This window comes from Microcoleus sp. BROC3 (assembly GCF_036702515.1).
Taxonomy (GTDB): Bacteria; Cyanobacteriota; Cyanobacteriia; order Cyanobacteriales; family Microcoleaceae; genus Microcoleus.
Window position 1 is genome coordinate 69,923 of record NZ_JAUBTQ010000021.1, and the last position, 21,469, is coordinate 91,391.

General features: G+C 44.2%; 12 protein-coding genes. 6 read left to right on the forward strand and 6 right to left on the reverse strand.

The window, feature by feature from the left end:
• Window positions 1–75: 75 nt before the first annotated feature.
• Window positions 76–1,269, reverse strand: coding sequence for an NAD(P)/FAD-dependent oxidoreductase (locus QUB30_RS15410; protein WP_333334660.1), 1,194 nt, complete (start codon window positions 1,267–1,269; stop codon window positions 76–78).
• Window positions 1,270–1,661: 392 nt separating this feature from the next.
• Here QUB30_RS15410 and QUB30_RS15415 point away from each other — a divergent pair, with 392 nt between their 5' ends.
• Both QUB30_RS15415 and QUB30_RS15420 read left to right on the forward strand, forming a co-directional pair.
• A complete protein-coding gene (locus QUB30_RS15415; RefSeq protein ID WP_333334662.1) occupies window positions 1,662–4,736 on the forward strand; it encodes a PAS domain S-box protein in 3,075 nt (1,024 codons plus the stop codon).
• A gap of 81 nt (window positions 4,737–4,817) precedes the next feature.
• Entirely contained in the window at window positions 4,818–5,240 is a 423-nt protein-coding gene (locus QUB30_RS15420; protein ID WP_333334664.1) for a DCC1-like thiol-disulfide oxidoreductase family protein, read from the forward strand.
• 177 nt (window positions 5,241–5,417) lie between these two features.
• On the opposite strand, the gene QUB30_RS15425 is transcribed toward QUB30_RS15420, so the two are convergent.
• The 3 genes from QUB30_RS15425 to QUB30_RS15435 form a co-directional block, all read right to left on the reverse strand.
• A complete protein-coding gene (locus QUB30_RS15425; protein WP_333334666.1) occupies window positions 5,418–5,837 on the reverse strand; it encodes a hypothetical protein in 420 nt (139 codons plus the stop codon).
• A gap of 267 nt (window positions 5,838–6,104) precedes the next feature.
• Window positions 6,105–11,597, reverse strand: coding sequence for an AAA family ATPase (locus tag QUB30_RS15430; protein ID WP_333334668.1), 5,493 nt, complete (start codon window positions 11,595–11,597; stop codon window positions 6,105–6,107).
• Between the two features lie 199 nt (window positions 11,598–11,796).
• Complete coding sequence (locus tag QUB30_RS15435) at window positions 11,797–14,181, reverse strand: GAF domain-containing protein (RefSeq protein ID WP_333334670.1); 2,385 nt, start codon at window positions 14,179–14,181, stop codon at window positions 11,797–11,799.
• 507 nt (window positions 14,182–14,688) lie between these two features.
• On the opposite strand from QUB30_RS15435, the gene QUB30_RS15440 reads away from it, so the two are divergent.
• The 3 genes from QUB30_RS15440 to QUB30_RS15450 all read left to right on the forward strand — a co-directional run bounded on the left by QUB30_RS15440 (window position 14,689) and on the right by QUB30_RS15450 (window position 17,976).
• Window positions 14,689–15,471: a calcium-binding protein gene (locus QUB30_RS15440; RefSeq protein WP_333334672.1), complete on the forward strand. Its 783-nt coding sequence runs from the start codon at window positions 14,689–14,691 to the stop codon at window positions 15,469–15,471.
• A 213-nt stretch (window positions 15,472–15,684) separates the two neighbouring features.
• A complete protein-coding gene (locus QUB30_RS15445) occupies window positions 15,685–16,245 on the forward strand; it encodes a Uma2 family endonuclease (RefSeq protein ID WP_333334674.1) in 561 nt (186 codons plus the stop codon).
• A 228-nt stretch (window positions 16,246–16,473) separates the two neighbouring features.
• Entirely contained in the window at window positions 16,474–17,976 is a 1,503-nt protein-coding gene (locus QUB30_RS15450; protein WP_333334676.1) for a tetratricopeptide repeat-containing serine protease family protein, read from the forward strand.
• A gap of 263 nt (window positions 17,977–18,239) precedes the next feature.
• Here QUB30_RS15450 and QUB30_RS15455 read toward each other — a convergent pair whose 3' ends face one another.
• Window positions 18,240–19,019 (reverse strand): Tat pathway signal protein, encoded by a 780-nt coding sequence (locus tag QUB30_RS15455; RefSeq protein ID WP_333334678.1) that lies wholly within the window; start codon window positions 19,017–19,019, stop codon window positions 18,240–18,242.
• 3 nt (window positions 19,020–19,022) lie between these two features.
• On the reverse strand, window positions 19,023–19,331 hold the full coding sequence (locus tag QUB30_RS15460) for a hypothetical protein (RefSeq protein WP_333334680.1): 309 nt from the start codon (window positions 19,329–19,331) through the stop codon (window positions 19,023–19,025).
• A gap of 376 nt (window positions 19,332–19,707) precedes the next feature.
• On the opposite strand from QUB30_RS15460, the gene QUB30_RS15465 reads away from it, so the two are divergent.
• Window positions 19,708–21,249 carry an ATPase gene (locus QUB30_RS15465; RefSeq protein WP_333334682.1) on the forward strand — a complete coding sequence of 514 codons (1,542 nt, stop codon included), beginning with the start codon at window positions 19,708–19,710 and terminating at the stop codon, window positions 21,247–21,249.
• Window positions 21,250–21,469: the final 220 nt, after the last annotated feature.

The following is a 21,469-nucleotide window of genomic DNA, read 5'->3' on the forward strand; positions in this document are numbered from 1 at the left end:
CCCATTCCACAAGAATATTGAATTTTTGTGGAACAGGCATCTTGCCTGTTGCCGCTCTATTTGAAGAAGCATTGATTAGCTTTTAAGCAACTCTTGAATCGGCTTGCTAATCCAATTGAAACCAACTTTTAGTTGATGGTCAAATGTTGGCATCCGATAAAGATAGGCTAAGCGGCGAGCAATGTGTGCTAGTTGTCCGTCGAGTTTAATTCCTAAACCGGCTAGGGTGGCGTTGTCTATTCCTAATGTCATCATTTCTCCTAGCGGCTGATAGCGGAAAGGAAGTAATGGGCGGCCGGTGAGGGATGCCCAAATGTTCCAGGCGGTGTAGTCAGCTTGCTGGAAGGCTGTTTGGGCTGTTCCGGGGACTTTTTGACCAGTTGCATCGTGACATTCAGCTAAGTCTCCCAAGGCAAATATATCTGGATGGTCGATAATTTGCATTGTCGGATTGACTGTTAATTGACCGCGGCGGTTTTGTTTGAGGGGTAGCGATCGCACTGCTTGACTAACTTGAGTTCCTACTGTCCACAATACTATGTCTACAGGGAGAACATCTACTTGTCCTTTGTAAAGTAAGGAGATTGTATCCGATCCGATCGCCTCTACTTCTGTTTCTAAGTCGATCCACACTTGCCGTTTTTCTAAAGCTTTGCTGGCTGCTTCGCGGTTAAACTCCGGTGATGTCCGCAGAATCATGTCGGCTTGTTCGACTAACCGCACGCGACCTTTGTCTCCGAGTCGATCGGCTAATTTACAAGCTAATTCTACTCCCGAATAACCGGCCCCGACGATCGCCACCCGAATTTTATCGGTATTGCTGGCTTCTAAAAATCGCAGTCTTTCTTCTAAGCGGTAGGCGTCGTCGAGGGTGCGAAACGAGTAAGCGTATTCAACGGCACCCTTAACCATATCTAGAGGGGTTTCGCCGCCTAAAGCTAAAACCAGGCGATCGCACGGAATTTCTGGCCCTTCGTGCAACTGCACTCGTTTTTGCTCCACATCGATGCCGGAGACAGTACCTTGACAAAAGCGCACACCTGTGTTTTGCAAGAGTTCCGCAAACGGCGGGGCAATTTCCCAGGTTTGGAGCTCGCCGGTCAGCAGTTCGTACAGCAGGGGAACGAACAAAAATCGATCGCGGCGGTCAACTAGAACAATTTCGGGTTTTTCGGTTTTGGAGAAGGGTAACTGACTCAAGCGCAGGGCTGTGTAGAGTCCGCCGAAGCCTCCGCCGAGAATGCAAATCCGGGGTTGTTGTTGAGTCATGATGTTTTGTTTGAGGGGCTGGTCGGTAGCAAGGCAACTTATCTTATTGTAACGAGACGGCGAGTAGGAGAGGGGGAGAGTCGGAGAGTCGGAGAGTCGGAGAGGGGGAGAGTCGGAAAATGTTCCCTCGAACCTCCAACCTCAACATCCCTGGGTTAAATTCGTTAACTCCGTTAAAGCTGTTACAGAATCCGTTGCCGAACTTCCCTCTTCCCTCTACATCTCTAGCTTTGATTAGCTCTACCTATTAGCCGCCATCAAATTTTCTGAATGTTCGGAGAACTAATTTTGTACTATATTAATTAATAACGCATAATTACGCAAATTAAATTCACTTTTTATACGGTCATCTACTCTAACACTTGCCCCCGCACTCACAAGTGAAAAAAATCATGCAAATTTCCTCGAATTCTTCTAAATTTAAGAACGGCGATCGCAATAACGGAGACGGCCCATGTTTGTTAAATAGCGAAGAACGATATAAAAATTTAGTAGCTAATATTCCCGGTGCTGTCTACCGCTGTACCTGCGACTTTACGGGCGACGGGGGATTAACACGGACAATGGCGTTTTTGAGCGATGCCGTTCAAGAAATATCAGGCTATCCATCTTCTGATTTTATCAACGATCGCGTCCGTTCTTTTGCCAGCATTATCCATCCTCAAGACCGCAAAAATGTGGAGGCTACTGTCAAAAAAAGTGTAGAAACCAGAACTCCGTACATCCTTGAATACCGGATTGTCCGGGCTGACGGCGAAATTAGCTGGGTTTACGAAAAAGGCAAAGTTGTTTGCTGCGAGGCGGACGAGGCTAGAGGAAAACAAGAGGGACAAGGGGAAATTGAGGGCTTTTTGTCGGCTGTTGTTTCGCCGGTTTCGCCGGTGGCAAATTCTCTGTCTCGGGTTGTTTATCTCGACGGAGTGATTTTGGATATTACTGAACGAAAGCGAGCTGAAGAAAACCTGCGAAACACTCAAGATTTTCTGAATGCGGTACTGCAAAATCTGCCGATTAGTGTCTTTATTAAAGATGCTGTAGAGCAAAAATTTATTTATTGGAATACTGCTAGCGAAGAATTGTTTGGCTATTCCAGCGATGAAGTTATCTTAAACAATGCCGCTGATTTGTTGGAATCAGAGCAGGCAAATTACTTGCAAACACAAGATTTAGAAGTGTTTGCAACGAGAAAAGGTATAGATTTGCCAGAAGAAACTATCCAACTTCCGCGCCGCGGAAAGCGGATTTTGCACACGAAAAAAGTTCCTTTGTTTGACGATTCGGGCGCGCCTAAGTACATTCTGGGTATTGCTGAAGATATTACTGAAAGCAAAAAAAATGAAACAGAATTGTCGCGGTTGGCTATTGTGGCTCAAAAAACGCAAAATGGTGTGATTATTACTGATGCTCAAGGCTGCATTGAATGGGTGAATGAAGGATTTACTCGGATTAGCGGTTACGTGCTGGCAGAAATGCAGGGAAAAAAACCGGGTGATGTACTGCAAGGCCCTCAAACAGACCCGCTAACTATTGCTCAACTGCGATCGGCTTTGGCTGCGGGGGTGCCGTTTAATCAGGAAATTTACAATTACAAAAAGGATGGAAGGGGTTATTGGGTGGCGCTTTCGATCGCCCCAATTTATCAAGAAAATGGGGAACTGGAAGGTTTTATTGCGGTGCAAACTGATATTACCGATCGCAAGCAAGCAGAGGAAACACTGAGGGAGAGGGAGAATTATTACCGCTGCATTGTCGAGACGGCTTCGGAGGGCGTTTGGATGTTTGACAGCGAAAGTATCACGACTTTTGCTAACTCTCGGATGGCCGAAATGCTGGGGTATACTGTAGAGGAAATGCTGGGGCGATCGCTATTTGAGTTTATCGACTGCGACTGTATAAAAATAGCTGAAAGTTACGTGCACCGCAGGCGGCAAGGCATTCGCGAACGCCACGATTTTAAGTTTACTCGCAAAGACGGATCTCACTTGTGGGCGATCGTCTCGGCGACGCCGATGTTCGACGCTGAGGGCGAATTTTCAGGGGTGTTGCGGATGATTACCGATATTAGCGATCGCAAACAAGCCGAAGCAGAATTGCGCCAAACTCTCCAAGAGTTGGAATTTGAAAAATTTGCTTTGGATCAATCGGCGATTGTCTCGAATACCGACGAATTCGGAGCCATTACCTATGTCAACGATCAATTTTGCGAACTATTTAAATATTCCCGAGAAGAACTGATCGGCAAAACCCACAGACTTGTTAATTCTGGCTATCACCCAGCCGATTTTTTCAAGCAGCTTTGGTCAACCATCCGCCAGGGAAAGGTTTGGCGGGGAGAAATGAAAAATCAAGCTAAAGACGGTACATTATTCTGGTTGGATACTACGATTGTACCTTGCTTAAATACCAGCGGAGAACCTCATCAATATGTAGCAATTCGCAAAGATATTACCAAGCGCAAACACGCCGAAGAAGCGGTGCAGCTTTCCGAAAGTCAATTGAGGAGTAAAAATCAAGAATTGGCAAAAGCCCTGCGGGACGTGCATAAAACTCAAAGCATGATGGTTCAAAATGAAAAAATGGTAAGTTTGGGGCAATTAGTCGCTGGCGTTGCTCACGAAATCAACAATCCCGTTAGCTTTATTTACGGCAATGTCATGCACGCTGACGATTACTTTAAAGACTTGCTAAAAATGCTGCAACTTTACCAGCAGGAATACCCGCATCCAACACCGGCAATTCAACAAGAGATAAATGATGCTGATTTTAATTTTCTGCTCCAAGATTTGCCGAAACTGTTAAATTCGATGAAAATGGGAGCCGAGCGAATTCGCCAAATTGTGCTGTCACTGAAGAATTTCTCGCGCTTGGATGAAGCGGAACAAAAACAGGTTGACATTCACGAAGGGATTGAAAGCACTTTGTTGATTTTGCAACACAGGTTGAAAGAAACCGCAGGGCATCCTAAAATTGTGCTGCTCAAAGAGTTCGGTAATTTGCCGCGCGTACAGTGTTATGCGGGACAGTTGAATCAGGTTTTTATGAATATTATCGGCAATGCAATTGATGCTTTGGAAGAGGCAATGGAAACCGGAAAGTGGGCTGAGGGGGAACTGGCACCTATTCCTTATTGTCCTTCGCCTACGCTGCGGATTTGTACGGATGTAAAGTACGAACAGGATGCTTTGATGCAGGGAGATCGTGCTATTTCTGATGTTTCGAGGCGGCATCCTTCTCATATTGTGATTCGGATTGCTGACAACGGGCCGGGGATTCCGATAGATGTTCACGAAAGGTTGTTCGATCCGTTTTTTACTACGAAAGAACCGGGTAAAGGTACTGGTTTGGGGCTGTCTATCAGCTATCAAATTGTGGTAGAAAAGCACGGCGGGCAGCTTAAATGCCATTCCGCACCGGGTCAAGGCACGGAATTTGCGATCGAGATTCCTGTAAGGAAAAGAGTTAGTTAGTCAGGTGCATTTTGCACCTGACAGTTAGCTCATCAGGTGCAAATCGTGGAATAGTTAGTGAATAAATTAGGAAGTTATCACATGAATTACAACGTAATTTACGACGGTAATTGCAATCTCTGCGTTACCTTGGTGCAGTTACTAGAAAACTTAGATAAAGGCAAAAATTTTGAGTATATTTCGATGCAAGATTTAGAGCAATTAAAGCGCTTTGGGATAACTTCTGCTGACTGCGAAATGGGGATGATTTTGATAGATGCGGAGAATCCAGAACGCCGCTGGCAAGGCAGCGATGCGGCGGAGGAAATCGGACGGATATTGCCTGCTGGCGAGGTGTTTGTGGCTGCTTACCGGGCAATGCCGGGGATGAAGTGGATGGGCGATCGCGTTTACGAACAAGTCCGCGACAACCGCTATACTTTATTTGGCAAGCGATCGACAACTTACAAATCTGTTTATGCAGTTGGCTGTAGGTCGATAGACAATTGCGATAGTTTGAAATAACTCACACTCAAGCACCATTGTCAAAAACAGGCATGATGCCTGCTCCACAAAAATTAAATTTTATTGTGGGCCGTTGCTCCGACGCCGCCTCTAAAGGGATTATTAGAAATGGTGCCAGATCGTTGATATCAATTTACTTAGGATGTGGCGTCAAATCCCTGCTACAGTCCCTGGAACTTAACTATTAAACAAACCGAATATCTCGCGGCAAAAGTGTTTGAGCTTTTCGGCAGACTCCGCAGCGGGTTCGGTTGCACCGAAAAAACTCCAATTTTCCACGGTGGAAAAGCGCCACTGCTGACCAGTATGATCGTAACCGGCTGCCTCAACCCCGATCGCCCGCCGATATCCTTCCACCGGATCTTGGTAAAATCGGATTTGAATCAAGATGCTGCGGCTTTGCAACAAGCGGCTTCTACCGGGAAAATGGAAGCCAATGTCGATCGAATCTGGATCGACAAGTTCTCTAGTATCCTCGTCATTCATCCAAGGTTTCAAATCAACTTTTGCATCCGGGAATTCGGACTTGAATAAATTAACAACAGCAGCAATTTTGCTGGCAACTTCTATATTTCTGGCTTGTTCGGCAGCGTTCACTCGAAAAACTCCTATCAAATACAGTTATTACATTTAGCTAACAATGTAACTGCATACTGCCGAATGTAGACTGCCAACAGCGGACTTTTTCAGAAATAATTAGGCATTGACAAATTTTCATATATGTGTTGTGCCGTTTTTATCCGAGTCTCGATCCCCCTAAATCCCCCTTAAAAAGGGGGACTTTGAGCATAGTCTTGTCACCCCCTTATTAAGGGGGGTTAGGGGGGAGATCCGGATTTTAAAACACGCCATAGTTCCATAATTTTAATTCAAAGGAAGTGCGATCGCAAATTCCGAACCTTCTCCCAGCATCGATTCGCAAGTCAGTTTACCGCCGTGGGTTTCTTCCACAATTTGCCTGCTGATAGACAGCCCCAAACCCGTACCTTTTCCTACTCCTTTGGTAGTAAATAAATGGTCAAATATTTTCGACTTCACCTCCGATGACATCCCTTGACCGTTATCTTTGATTTTAATCACCGCGCTGTTGTTATCCTCGGAGAAATGAGTAATAATGGCGATCGTATTCGGTAAAGCTTCAATTTCAGCGTAAGTGCGGTCCTGATTGGATTCCTCAAAACAGTCGATCGCATTTGCCAGCAAATTCATAAATACCTGATTCAGTTGCCCAAAATAACATTTTACTGGCGGAATATTTCCGTATTCTTTGATAATTTTAATCGCGGGGCGAGTATCTTGAGCTTTCAGGCGATACTGTAAAATCATCAAAGTGCTGTCGATGCCCTCATGAATATTTGCTGACACTTTATTTGCACTGTCAGCGCGGGAAAAAGTGCGCAAAGACGTGCTAATATTGCGGATGCGCTCTGTACCAGATTTCATAGATAAAAGCATTTTAGGCAAATCTTCCATCAAATATTCTAACTCAATCTCCGATGCTTTATCCTCTAATTCATCTCCAGGATTAGGAAATTTTTCTTGGTAAAGTTGCAAGTAATCAATCAAATCTAAGCTAGCCTCAGCAGCAGCATCAACATTACCCGCAATAAAACCGAGAGGATTGTTAATTTCGTGAGCAACCCCTGCAATCAAGTTGCCCAGAGCCGACATTTTTTCGCTTTGAATCAGTTGGAGTTGCGCCTGTTGCAGTTCATTGAAAGACTTTTCTAACTGGTGAGATTTCTCTTGCTCCCGCGCGTACAAACCAGCATTTTCTACGGCAATAGCAACTTGAGAAATTAACACTTTGAATACTTCTACTCTCTCTGCCGTAAAGGCTCCTACCGTCAAAGCATTTTCTAGATAAATTATTCCCCGCCGCTGAGATTGATAGATGATCGGCAAACAGAGGATTGATTTGGGTTGATTTTTCCGAATATAGCTATCCACCTTAAAAGGTTCGGCAACAGTCGCATTGTCTAAAACCAGATGCTTTTGACTGCGGTGTACGTAATTAATCACAGAAAGGGGTACATCTTGACGATTTTCTACTGGAATAGACGGTAAAATAGTCACTGTATCCTCCGCATGAGTGCCAGTAGCTTCTATGCAGAGGATATCGTTTTTCAGCAGCAGCAGCACTACTTTTTGAGCCGCCGCATTTTCTAAAAGAATTTTGATTAATTTGGTCAACAATTTTTCTAGAACAATTTCACTATTAATGGCTTGCGCCGACTTAATAAAAGTAGCTAAGTCTAAGAAATCGCCTAAACTACTGCTGGTACTATTTCCAGTAGTAGTGCGGGTGACATCGAGGGTTGGAGTTTGAATTGTACGCGTCTGTGCTACTAAGAAAGGATGTGTTAATTCCAAGTGTTTAACTTTAGCTGTGGCTCCCCAATGGATATATCCATAATAGGCTTTAGTCAGATATGCTTGAGAAACTACCTCTTTATCCAAAGCTTGATAAAATTCTCCTGCTAATTCATAGGCTAATGCTTCCTCTTGAATGTAACCGTTTTTGGCAGCTCCATCAATTGCGCGATCGTACAATTCCACTGCTTCGGTATTTTGCCCCAAAACTCGCGCTTTCTCGGCTGCTACCAAGTCGTATTTGTGTTGATAATTCATCGGAGCATGAACTGCCCACTTTTTCATCTTTTTGTGGAGATGTTCCACTTTTTTTAGATATTGCTTTTGCTCCCCTTTGCCAGCTTGGGAATACAAAGCGAGGAGACTAAGAGAGTAGTAAAAATTATTCACTGAAACTACATAAAGTCCGTCGGCGGCTTCTTCATATTTCTCAAATAACCTTGAATTTTCCAATGCTGGCGCGTAGTTTCGGAAGATAAAATTAAGCATACTTTTGGCATTATAAACCAAACAAACTACCATAAAGCTTTTAGCTTCTATTAAAAGGTGGAGCGTTTTGAATTCATTAAAACTCTCGCCAACTAAATTGCATGGTTCGGCAGTTGTGACACACAAATTGAGGGCTGTCTGTCTCTCTACACTTATATACTGTACAGCCATTTCTAGTTGAGATTGCTGCATTAATTTCACATACTTACCAGTCTCTTTTTCAACCAGATCGAGACGCTCCCCCATCGACAGTTTATAAGTACAATATATATTAATAGAATAAGCCGCATATTCCAACTCTCCAGTTTCCATCCCGGTTTGAAAACCTTCCTTGATATCGCCTAATCCTGACTTGAGATCTGTTTTCCATTGTTGAAGAAAAGAACCAAAGACTGCATAAACTCTACTTTTGATTGAACGGGATGGAAATTTGCCTAACAGCCTAATTGCCAGTTGGCCGAATTGGTATGCCAAGCTAATGTCTCCCAGCCTGCACAGAATTACGCCATAATAAACGTAGGCAATACTTGCATAAGGCGAATTGCCATATTTAATGCACAGCTTGACCATCCTAAATGTAAGCAGCGGTACCAGTAGGGGTTTGGCCTGAATAGCACTGCTGAGAATCCGTGATAAAATCCGCATGGCTGCTTGTTTGTCGGGAGCGGTCATTTCTGGCAAGTTAGCTAAATCCTCAATTCGTTTGAATCCCAAACTTAGTTTTGTGTCGATCAGTCCAGCCACAATATTTAGCAAGGTAGGGTTGAGAGGAAAAGAAATACCTAATAGTTTCAGCACTTCCAGTCCCGTGTTTAGTGCTTCCAAGGGTCTATTTTGAGCATTGTAAGACTGGATTTGAAGTTCATAAACATTCACTTTTTCCAGTAAAAGTTTAGATTTTTTCAGTACGATATCGACCATCTTTTTTGAATATTCATAGTTGATGTTTAAATATTCAGATTCGGCTGTTGACTCGTAAATTGCTAACGTTAACTCATACTGACTTTGCCAACAATCCGCTGGCAATAATTCCATAGCCACCCGCAAATACCTAACAGCAGCTTCATAAGCAGCAGCCGCTTTTGCCTTGCGTCCAGCAGTTAAATTTAATTTTGCTAACTGCATCTTTTCTGCTGACTGGCTAATCGTCTCAATTCCGATATTCAATTGATTGACGATATCAAAGATGTTTTCTTCTAGCTTGTCTGGTGGAGTATTTAGTAACAGTAACTGACCGATTTTTAAATGAGTCGATTGCTTTTTGTCTTCGGGAATTAGCGAATATGCGGCTTGCTGAACTCGATCGTGCAAAAATTTGTATGTTACCCGCGAAGTATCTAACTTGAGATTAATTGATTCGGCTCGATTGAAAACTAAAGGAATCCGATAAGCATCGCTCAAGGGCAGAATTAACCCTGCTTGCAAAGCTGAATAAAGTTCAATGGCTGTAGTATTAGCTGACTCTTCGCTGACAATTGACAGCACATCTAGAGCAAATTTATCCCCCACACAAGCTGCTAATTTCAACATTTTTTGCGTGGCTGCTGGGAGTTTTTCAATGCGGCTGGCTACCAGTTCCACCACACTTTTATCGGTAATTCCAATGGCTTGAATTTCATCGATACTCCAATTCCAACCCCCTTTACCTTCCTCATTGGTAACCGGAGATATCATGGGACTAAAGTCATATTTTAAAAGATTTTCTTGATAAAGTGCTTGGAGTAGTTGCGTCAAGAAAAAAGGATTTCCGCCAGTTTTATTGCATATTAACTCTGCTAGATTATTTACTTTATCCATGCGACTATTAAGTGTTTCAGCGACTAATTCAATCACATTTTTTAAAGCCAGCGGTTGCAGCACGATATTGTTGACAACCGTGCCCGTCTTTTCAATCTCTTCTACAGTTTGAATTAAAGGATGAGTGGGACTAACTTCATTATCTCGATAAGCACCGATTAGCAACAAATATTGCTGGTCAGGGTCAGTTATCAGTATTTGCATTAACTTTAATGTTGCTGAATCAGCCCACTGCAAATCGTCTAAAAAAATCACTAGCGGGTGTTCTTTTTGCGCAAAAACGCGAATAAATTCTTTGAATACTCGATTGAAGCGATTTTGCGATTCTACAGGACCGAGTTCTGGCACTTCTGGCTGTTTGCCAACGATTAATTCAAGTTCAGGAATTACATCGGCAATTACTTTACCGTTTGTTTCCAAAGCTGTTAAAATTTTAGTGCGCCATGTTTCTATAGAAGCAGCGCTTTCTGTTAGCAACTGGCGCAGTAGCGAGTTAAATGCTTGAATCAATGATGCGTAAGGAATATTTCGTTTTAATTGGTCAAATTTGCCGCTAATGAAGTAACCTTTCGAGCGAGTAATTGGTTTGCTAACTTCATTAACTACTGCTGATTTACCGATACCAGAATAACCAGATACTAGCATCAGTTCATTTGTGCCGGATGGGGGCAAATTTTGTTGAAAAGTGGTTGAGCTTTCTAAGGAATTGTTAGTTAAACCCCCGCCTACTCGTTCAAATGCTGCTAATAGTTGGTTGACTTGATTTTCCCGACCGTACAATTTCTGGGGAATTAATAACTGACTGAGAATATCTAAGCGTCCGGGGGTAAAATCGGAAACTTTGCCAGTCGTTTCTAACTGATGCAAACAAATTTCTAAATCTACTAACAATCCGGCAGCACTTTGATATCTACCTTCGGCATTTTTTGCCATCATTTTCATCACTATCTCTGAAATGGCTTCCGGTATTTCAGAATTGATTTGATGGGGATACATTGGTTGAACTGCGATGTGGCCGTAAACGGTTTCTAAGGGGTCATTGCTGGGAAAAGGCAATTTTTTTGTCAGCATTTCATACAAGGTAATTCCGAGGGAATAAAAGTCTGTGCGGTAGTCGAGGGTGCGGTTCATCCTCCCGGTTTGTTCGGGAGACATATAGGCTAATGTGCCTTCGACGGAGTTGGGATTGTTAAATTGCGGGTTTTCTTTGTTTAGTTTTGTAGCAATGCCGAAGTCGGTGATTTTTACTTGTTTTGTTTGCGAGTTAATTATGATGTTGCTGGGTTTGATGTCTTTGTGAATAATCTGATTTTGATGCAGGTATTCTAAGCCTTTGACGATTTGGACGGCGATGTTTAAAATTTCGTGAAGCGAAGCTATCCCGGAGGGAATCGCACTCAGTGTTTCTCTTTCCAAAAAATTTCCGAGAGATTCGCCGCCAAAATCTTCTAAAACCAGTCCTAATCGGTGGTCAAAGGTTTCGAGACTGATGGCTTTGACAATTTGTTCGCGGTCTAAATTTTGGCGGATTTGATATTCGTGCTTGAGCCTGGTAATGGCTTCGAGTGTGGGATATTCGGCTTTGAGGACTTTCAGAATTGCTGGGGGCGCGTCTGTCGCTCTTTGTCCGCGATAGATTATTGTTTCGACGCCTTCGTGCAGAGTAGAGTCGATGCGGTATTCAGAGAAAGTTAGCATAAGTTAATTTAAAATTAAACAGGAGCGAATTCTAATTAATATAACATTAAATTACGTTGGGTTTGTGTGAGAACCATCGTGTATTTTTTGCTCCGGCCTCAAAAGTAAAATATACCAAATATCGGTGCTTGTAGTTTGGAGTTGCGCGTTGTGAGTCAACGTGCAACTCCAAACTACAAGAAATTTTCAAGGCTGATTTTCAATCGTTTACTACCGTAACTTCACTGACATGAATAATTGATTCGGGTTCCGGTAAAATACGCACGCGGGCGAATTTTAAACCGCTGACTCCTTGTTGTGATTCTACCGTGCCCGTCTGAACTTTTGACTCTACCCAACCTTCGCGAGACAAGTAGCGCAAGTATTGCTGATACTCTTCCCACTCCTCCTCGGTAGAATAAACAACAGTCAACATTCCCGACTGGGTGATCCGCTCTTGTGCGTCTTTGTCAACGGCTTTTTCGATCCGCTTTTTGACGAGTTCGTAGCGGATGTCGCGAGTGCCTTTGACATCAAACATTTTTTCGGTATTTTCGTTGTGAAAAATGTCGATCGTGGTATTCTGCACTAAGACTAAATGTGCGAGTTCCATGTTAATTTGAGACTCGGCTTGCAGGCGAAAAACTGTGCGGGCGCAGTCGCAAATTGCTCGCAGTTGTTCGTACCGCAAACTGTGCAGGTGAAACTGGCTAAATTTGGGATCGATCGATTTTCCTACATACATCATGTGATCCATGCCGTCTGTGCATTCGATGTCGCAGTAGTGGGGAAGAATTTGCTGCATTTGTTCTTGCCAGCGGGCCCAGGTTTCTTGGAGTTTGGTGCTGATTAGGTTCAGCATTTGGTCGTAGCGGGTACGATCGCTGTAAACGCAGTTGTGTTCATTTTCACAAGCTGCTTGGTAAGCTTCAACGGCTGCCTGAACCTTGGGCCCGCACTGCACAAAATAGTCAAAATATACTTCTAAATGCTCGTTTAAATACTCGGCGGCTCGCACCTCCATATCGACTGTTACTTTTTGTTTTAAATGCTGGATGTAGTCGAGCAAGTCGAGCCGCAGTTGCTCGCCGAGGTGGGTAGTTTGTGTTTCGCAAACGGCATCAGCTACGACTAAACCTAAGCGGAATTGTTCGAGCAAATCAGTTTGAATAGCTCGGTTTCTTTCGTCGCTAGAACCGCGAATGTCCGAAATTCCGTACAGCGGATGAACATCAGCAAATACGATTGTTTCTGGGGGTAGTCCCCAACTTCGCCTTTCTGCTTCTTGGGCGAACCGCCACTCGACTGCGGGGTGGATGTTGTGAATGTGGGTAAACCGCTCCTGGATGGCTTGCCGGAGGGCTGCAATGAAGGCGGGAATCAGTTCTTGGGCGTGTTGAGCGTCAATGCCGTTGAAGTGGTTCGACCGATCGCACAACAGCCCCACGACACCCAAAATCCGCACCCCGCACCCCTCGCGGGTGACAGATTTGACTACCAGGGGCACCAGCAGCATCGATCGAGTTCCCATTCTCCGCAAAGTTCGCTCGCACTCGGTTTCGCAGTCCCTGCGCAAGTCTGGCACGTTCCAAACTTGATTTGCTGCTGTAGCCTTCAAAAAGTGAGAAGCTTCTAGGGAGTTGATTGAATAAAGAATCGGCTGCAAATGTTCGCCGTCTTTTGCAACTAATACCTGTACCTGGTCGCCGTCGGGACGCAGCAGCAAAGTGCCGTCAGCATTGAAGAGCGATCGCAAACACCGATCGATTTTCTCAAATTTGTCTGGCCGCAGCATCGAATCTCGATCGATCAATAACTGAGTCAGCCGCCGAATTTGCTCCTGTACGGTGACATCAAAACCTTCTAGCAGCAGCAAGCCTTCTATCCGGTAATTATCCAACTGCAATCGATCGGCTAAATTGGCTAGTTGATTCGGCTGCATCAGCCAAGCTTCCCGTTCAGCAACTGACATTGATTTGAAAGGAATATCCGCAAATTCATCTATTTTTGAGTCAATCCGACTAATTTTCAACTGTTCCGAACCGAGCCAAAATTCAATAAATTTGGGTTCTCGGTGTTTGGGGTTTTTTACACTCGCCGTGACAGGTTCGTCTAGCACCCGCAAACCGTCGAGGTCAATTTGATAAAAATGCTTCAATACCCAGTGCAAAAGGTGGCGGCGGTACAATTGTTCTACTGTTTTGCCGTCTCCATCGTCGAACAGTTCCAGCAGAGCGAGCTCGCTTTCTGCAAACCAACCGTTGGTAGATTCAATTGCCAAGGACGTTCCCTCCCAACCGGCCAAGCGACAAAATGCCGCGTTAGCGTAACGCAGGGCAAAAGTTCCAGGTTCCATTACTGCGATTAAAACGCGGCGGTCGCCGAGAAATTGAAACAGTCGCTTTAAATCTTGTTTGCACGTTTTCAAGCGTTCAATTTCAGCAGATTGAGTGGGTACTTGGCCCGCCAAAGCTTCCAGTAGCTGTTCTATACTTGGTTCGCTCGGCAGATTGTTAAGGTCTTGCTCTGTTGGGACGATATCTGTCGCTGGCAATGATTTTACGGAGTTGTTGTGTTGATGGGCAGACGATTTAGGGGTAGACATGAGTAAAACACCTGAAAGCAGTGGATTTTGCCAAATAATGTCAGCGATCGGCGATTATGGCTTTGTAAAGAACTTAGATCCTGTTTGTAAAGTTGGTGTGTGGGTATCGGAAACTTGGTTTTTTCTCTGACCAGAGGCTCGCGGGACTTTGACTTTTTTTCACAAACAACCTCTCAGTCTCGACGTTATAGGTGATATTAACGTGTTTACCACCTGGTGGGTAACACCCATTATAAGCGGTAGACAGTAGCGGATAGTGTCAGCAACTAATGCTATTTGACTCAGAAGCGAGATCTAGAGCAGCTTTGGATTGAATGAGGCACAGCCCTGGTAATTGGGAATTGGGAATTGGTAATTAATAATTGGTAATTGGCAATTGACAAGCAGGTTATTTGTCTCTAATTAGCCAATACACTTGCGATATAAATCAAAAGATACTTGCTATTTTTCCAGACAACAACTAACATATTATAATACAGCTAACAGGATTTTTGGCAGGACATACTTATGGTTTTAACGATTAACAATCTTCTCGGCGATCTGACGGGATTTCCTGTATTTGCTGGGGGCGGGCCACGTTTTTTGGGATTCGCTACACCAGATGAAATTGATGTAGAGGATGGAAATTTGGCGTCTTTTCCCTGGGGAGTTTGGGGACTCGACGGCAATGATACTATAGCAGGTTCGTCGGATTCCAACGAACGGCTTTTAGGAAATAACGGCAATGATGTTATCGGCGCTGGCGGCGGAAATGACATAATTTACGGCGGGAAAGATGACGATCGCCTGGATGGAAATGATGGCAACGACGTAGTTAGGGGGGACGCCGGAAATGACCTGATCTTCGGAGGGTTGGGGAACGATATCCTCCGGGGAGGGCAAGGAGACGACGATTTAGACGGCAATGACGGCAACGACTTCTTAGCGGGCGATCGGGGAGTTGACGTGCTCACGGGAGGCTCCGGTGCTGATATATTTGTGCTCAGAAGCAACGATGAACAATTCGGAGTCAATGGAGCCGATGTCATTACAGATTTTAGGTTTGAGGAAGGCGATCGCATCGGTTTGACTGACGGTTTAACAGAACTAGACCTCCTCTTCACTGACAACAATCTGATCGCTTACGACAACGACGGAATTATTGATGATATGGTGATTATCAACCAAAGAGACGGACGGATTTTGGGGATAGTTTTAAACACCAACAGCTTTGAAATTACTGGTTCATTTGAACAAGCTAGTCCGTTTGCATTGGCAGTTAACGGTTCTCAATTCCAGTTTTTGGCTTAGTTATTTGTAGCGAATTAGACTGGCGATCTATCTAGTTCCGGGTAGGAGACACGGCAGTTTTGTGTAGGACACGGAACTGCCGTGTCCCTACAGATAGCGGGCAATCTATCTATACGCAACCGTACTTTGCAGAATTGATATTAAAACTGTTCTCCCTTTAGATATTTTTTCGGTTAATCTAAAAGTATAAATTCAAACTCGGAGAAAGTATCTATGACTATTGCCACTCACCCCAAATTAACTGCACTTCCAGAACAGCGGTTGATTTTGCCGCTATCAATGACTTGGGAGCAGTTCAAAGGTCTGGATTCCTTGCTAGAGTATACTCGCAGTGTTCGCTTGTCTTACCTCGACGGATATGTAGAAATTATCACACTTTCGGCGGAACATAAAACCATTAAATATCTGATAGCAGGAATGTTATGTCAGTTTTTTTTAGAAAAAGATATTAGTTTTACACCGACGGGCAGCGCTACACTCCAAGGGGAAACAAAAGGCAGCAGCAAGGAACCAGATTTATCTTACTACTTTGGCGAAGACCGGCGGCAGCGAGAAACACCCGATTTGGCGATCGAAGTTATTTTCACTAGCGGAACTATTAACAAACTGGAATACTACCGCCGATTTAACGTAGCGGAAGTTTGGTTTTGGGAAGACGGAGTGTTTGCTATTTACCAACTGAACTCAGAGGGTTACGATCGCGTTTCTCGGAGTATGCTGTTGCCGGATTTGGATCTAGAATTGCTGGGGAGATGCCTGCAAATGTCCGAATAAAAAGAAGCTTTGAAAGTGTTTCGGGATGCAGTTCGAGCTGGTTAGCCTAGAAGATATACAAATAAAATATGGCAGAGTAATGCCGGCCATGGTGGAAACATACGAAATGTACGAAATGTCATAAAAAGCGAAATTATCGGCAAACATCCAGGGTTTCTGGTTTTCAGAAATTTTCTTTTAATCTATACTATTCGGAGTATAAAAAATCTTACTCTTCAGCAATCACCTATGAATAGGGATTATTCGCGCTTTGATTCCCTCACCAGCATCCTAGCAGGAACGGTAACGGTAGCAGGAATAGTTGTTTTTGCACAAGCACCTGTTTTCGCAAAAACTCCTCAAGAAATTGCCCAATTAGCTGAATCTGTTACCGTTCAAATTAATGGAAAAACAAGTGGTAGCGGGACGGGATTTATCATTGCCAAACAAGGCACAACTTACACGGTTTTGACAGCTAATCACGTTGTGGCTGATAAGGATACCTACACGATTCGCACTAATACGAAAAAAGACTATCAAGTAACCCGTAGTTTACTATTACAGAAAGGCCAGAATGCTCCCGATTTAGCAGTCGTAACATTTAACAGTGCAGAATCTTATCCAGTTGTAACTTTAGGCGATTCCGAACAAGCGGTAATCGGTACAGAAATTTTTGTTTCGGGCTATCCAGGTAATCAGCGGGGTAATCAGTTCGGAACTCAACGCGATTATGTTTTTGTAAAAGGTAATGTTATCAGTCGTTTCCGACCTGATTATCCAAGCGGTTATAGTTTACGTTACGATGCTATAACAAAAGGGGGAATGAGCGGAGGGCCTGTATTTGATGGAGAAGGGCGCGTAGTTGGAGTTCACGCGGCTGGTGATATAGACTTTGTAACAGATGGCGAAGGAAAAAAAGTTATAACACAAGTCACCACCAAGACCGGGTTTAATGTAGCGGTTCCCATTAATATCTTTCTGGCTAAATTATCGGAAGCTGGGTTAAATCGTTCTGCTGTTTTGATCGATACCTCTCCAACCACTAAGGCACCTCTGAAACTGAACAACCCGCAAGATGCTAAAACTTATTACGTTCGCGGTTTAACTCGGTTTGACAAGGGAGATTTGCCAGGTGCAGTTGCCGATTTTAACCAAGCAATTCAAACTCAATCTGATTACGCGGAAGCTTATTTCTATCGAGCCCTCGCTTATTTCGATTTGAGACAAATGCCCAAGAGTATCGCTGATTATAGCAAAGCGATCGCCCTAAATGCCGGTTATGTTGACGCTTACTACAATCGGGGGCTGGTTTTGTCGGCAATGGGAGATAAACCGGGGGCGATCGCAGATTATACTCAAGTCATCCGCTTGGATAGAAACTTTGCAGCGGCTTACAACAACCGAGGATTAGCACTTTCGGACTTGGGCGATCAAAAAGGAGCGATCGACGATTTCAATCAAGCGCTGCAAATTAATCCGGGTCGCGCTAACACTTATTTTAACAGAGGATTGGCGCTCTTTCGGATTGGTAACGATCGCTCTGCCTTAGCTGATTACACTCAAGCAATTCAGCTCAATTCCAATTATGCCAAAGCTTATGCTAACCGAGGCATTACTTTAGCGAGAATGAGAGATACAAAAGGGGCGATCGCAGATTTGCAACAAGCTGCTAATTTATTTAGAGCTCAAGGAATGAACGATGATGCTCAAAAAGCATTAGATTTGATTGGTCAATTGCAAAGGTCAAATTGATTTGATACAGAATATTTGTAGGGACACGGCACTGCCGTGTCCGTATCCGCAGAAACGCAGAAAGAGGACACAGCACTGCTGTGTCCCTACAATCGAAATAAATACAGAAAGAGAACACAGCACTGCTGTGTCCCTACCGAATATCTGTATTACGATCCGTCGATCGGCATTTCAGTCCTTTTCAAAGGACTTTCGCTATGATACGGGGGTTTAAACCCCCGTCGGAACCGATAACAAACGCGAGAATTAATATTACTCTTCCCCTAAAACCTCACCGTCACCAAAATCACCCGCCGAGGCTGATCTTCCGCTTCAATAGTAAACTCAACACGCCCAAAACCTTTCGGCCCAGGTTCAACTAAATCATAGCGAGATGTCACCGTACCCCCGGCTGTATCGTATTGAGCAAAAACAGCACCGGGATTCCTCCCAGCAGACGCATCGGCATCCCCTCCCCAAGAACCCCAATCATCCAATCGCGATCGCGTTGGCAATACAGAAGCCGCGATTTCTGGAGGTGTAAGTCTTTGATCGGCTAAGACTTGTTGAGCGTTATGAATAGCGCACATTGTCGGCCCAGAAATTTTGGCATCGCTGTATTGATCTTCCCACTTTTGCACGAAGCCAAAGCCTACATTCGGGCCAACTTTATCCTGTCTTTGCCGGCCCCACAGCCGACTGGTATCTGATGCAAAATTAGAACCGCTGCCAGTTACCGCTAATTCGGTTCTTTTGCTGGTAAAATTGCGGTTAACAAATTCTTTGTCTGCGGTGCGAATGGCGTTAGCGGCCGCTGGTTCTATTTTACTGCTAACATTAGTATTGCCTTGTACGATTGGTGAGAGAACGCCGGGGATGGGCTGTGCTCCACAATATTTTTGAATACCGTTAAAAACGCGATCGGCTGATAAGGCACTAATCGGAAATTCTAGGGAATAAGCTTCGGCAGGTTTGGGGAAAAAGATGCCGGATGTTGCGGAAGCAGCAAAAGAAGCGCCACCCCAGATGACGATCCGATTAAATTGACGGCGGCTGATACTCATAATTTATCGACTCCCAGGAGAGCTTGCCCCCGGCTCCAGATGAAATTTGAAGAAGTGATAAGACCTGTAATTACATCTTTTTTCTGTGGAACAAGAAATCTCAAGAGCTAGACTTTTACCATTACTAACATCTACCAGCATTGTATTGATTCTCCCAGGCTTGCCCACCTGAGAAGCTACTTGATTTCCATCTACATAAACCTCTATTTTGGGGGGTGAAATCTCATCTCGATCGTCAACTCCATACTCTAATCGGAGAGAAGCACGACCACCGGGAAGTTTACAAGTCCAACTGGCCTCGCGTACACTCATAATACTGGTGTATAGTTGTCGGCCTATGGAAATGTCTGTAGGCCGCCTGTTAACATATTGTAAGTTGCCCCGATTATCAAGGTAACCCCCTGTAACAAGACATTGCAGGTCGAGTATATGGATTGGGCGCTGGGCCTGTGCCACTTGTGCGCCAACAGTCGCTAAAGTAAAAGACAACACCCCAGCAGACAACAAACCGCTGAGCCACCGCACTCGCTTCATATAAATATCCTGCTAATACCTTAATCAATTAATATAAAGGATGAGCTGTGTAGGAAAAGTCCTGACTTTAGATAGATGACAAAATCAAAAATGTCACGATTGTACGAAATGTCAGGTATAATCAATGGCGTAAACTCCAGCTTCTCCCTAATCTATGGATATTGCCGAAGTTTTGACGCTGGCAGATGAGCTAATTTTTGCTAAGACGGGAAAGCATTTAGATTACGTGCAAGAAGCTATTCTGCGGGGAACTTTACAAGACACAACTTACACGCAAATTGCTCAAGAAGTTTACTCAAGTCCAAGTCATGTCAGAAATGTCGGATCGCAACTTTGGAAAATACTTTCTAAAGAATTAGGAAAAAATATTACTAAAGCAAATTTTAGGACTGTATTAGAGCAGGAAAAAATTTATAATTATCAATTAGCTATAGTTGGCGATAATATTAAATTGGGCGAGAATGTCACAGTCAATAATAACTTTAACGTTTGTCGTGAAAAAGTGCGATCGCCCAAAACTCCCCAAAACCCCCAACCAACAGCAAAACAGCCCCGCATCGACTTAGACGACGCACCAGAAATCTCGACATTTTACGATCGCACATCCGAACTTTCCACCCTAGAAAACTGGATTTTAGACCGCACCCGCCTCATCACCATCCTCGGCTTATCCGGTATTGGCAAAACCGCCCTTACACTCCAACTAATCCCACAAATTCAACACGAATTCGACTGCATCATCTGGCGAAGCCTCCGCGACGCGCCACCCCTACAAACACTCCAAACCGACTTAATTAAATTCCTATCGCAGCAGCAAGGAATTAACCCCCCCAACCCCCCCTTATCAAGGGGGGGCGAAGAGATTCAACCTCCGTCGCCAAGGGGGGGCGAAGAGATTCAACCTCCTTATCCCAGGCGTGGCGAAGAGATTCAACCTCCTTATCCCAGGCGTGGCGAAGAGATTCAACCTCTTTCTCCCCCCCTTAGCAAGGGGGGGTTGGGGGGGGTAATCCACCATTTACGTTCGCACCGCTGTCTGATCGTACTCGATGATGTGCAAACCATCTTCAGCAGCCAACAACTAGCAGGAAACTACAAACCAGGCTATGAAAACTATGGCGCATTCTTCAAACAAATCATAGAATCATGCCACAACAGTTGCCTAATTTTGCTCAGTTGGGAAAAACCCAGAGAAATTGCAGCATTAGAAAGCCATCAGAAAAATTGTCAAACATTGCAACTCAATGGTTTAGGCGAACCAGCGCGAGAAATATTCACAGAAAAAGGCTTAGCAGAATCCGAAAAATGGTCAGAATTGATCGAGCTTTACCGAGGGAATCCCTTGTGGTTGAATACAGTAGCCGCTGCAATTCAAGACTTATTTAGCGGCAATATTTCTGAATTTTTATCCTATGATAGCCTAGTTTTAGGAGACTTAGAATATTTATTGCACCAACATTTTCAGCGCTTGTCAGACTCCGAAAAACAAGTCATGTCCTGGTTGGCGAATCAAAACAAAGCAGTCGAAATCTCCAAAAAACCAGCCCTTCTGGAATTATCCCCTTCAGAATTCCTCAAAGCCGTCGAATCCTTGAGACGGAGGTCATTAATTGAAAAAGTCGAAAAGGGGGATCGCACCCTTTTCACAGTCCAACCAGCGATCGCAGAATACATAAAAACCCACATCATCTTATAGCAGTTTTAAGAGCAGGCAAGATGCCTGTTCCACAAGAGATAAATTTTAGGACAGCAGTTTTAGGAACAGGCAAGATGCCTGTTCCACAATATATGAATTTTGTGGCAGCAGTTTTAAGAACAGGCAAGATGCCTGTTCCACAATATATGAATTGTCTTGTGGGCCGTTGCTCCTAGCCCGCCCTGAAAGGATTATTCAAAAATTAGCAAAACATTAATCC

Excerpts from the sequence above, each read along its gene's own strand:
- QUB30_RS15410 (WP_333334660.1), bottom strand. The coding sequence starts at position 1,269 with ATGACTCAACAACAACCCCGGATTTGCATTCTCGGCGGAGGCTTCGGC.
- QUB30_RS15415 (WP_333334662.1), top strand. The coding sequence starts at position 1,662 with ATGCAAATTTCCTCGAATTCTTCTAAATTTAAGAACGGCGATCGCAAT.
- QUB30_RS15420 (WP_333334664.1), top strand. The coding sequence starts at position 4,818 with ATGAATTACAACGTAATTTACGACGGTAATTGCAATCTCTGCGTTACC.
- QUB30_RS15430 (WP_333334668.1), bottom strand. The coding sequence starts at position 11,597 with ATGCTAACTTTCTCTGAATACCGCATCGACTCTACTCTGCACGAAGGC.
- QUB30_RS15435 (WP_333334670.1), bottom strand. The coding sequence starts at position 14,181 with ATGTCTACCCCTAAATCGTCTGCCCATCAACACAACAACTCCGTAAAA.
- QUB30_RS15440 (WP_333334672.1), top strand. The coding sequence starts at position 14,689 with ATGGTTTTAACGATTAACAATCTTCTCGGCGATCTGACGGGATTTCCT.
- QUB30_RS15445 (WP_333334674.1), top strand. The coding sequence starts at position 15,685 with ATGACTATTGCCACTCACCCCAAATTAACTGCACTTCCAGAACAGCGG.
- QUB30_RS15450 (WP_333334676.1), top strand. The coding sequence starts at position 16,474 with ATGAATAGGGATTATTCGCGCTTTGATTCCCTCACCAGCATCCTAGCA.
- QUB30_RS15455 (WP_333334678.1), bottom strand. The coding sequence starts at position 19,019 with ATGAGTATCAGCCGCCGTCAATTTAATCGGATCGTCATCTGGGGTGGC.
- QUB30_RS15460 (WP_333334680.1), bottom strand. The coding sequence starts at position 19,331 with ATGAGTGTACGCGAGGCCAGTTGGACTTGTAAACTTCCCGGTGGTCGT.
- QUB30_RS15465 (WP_333334682.1), top strand. The coding sequence starts at position 19,708 with ATGGATATTGCCGAAGTTTTGACGCTGGCAGATGAGCTAATTTTTGCT.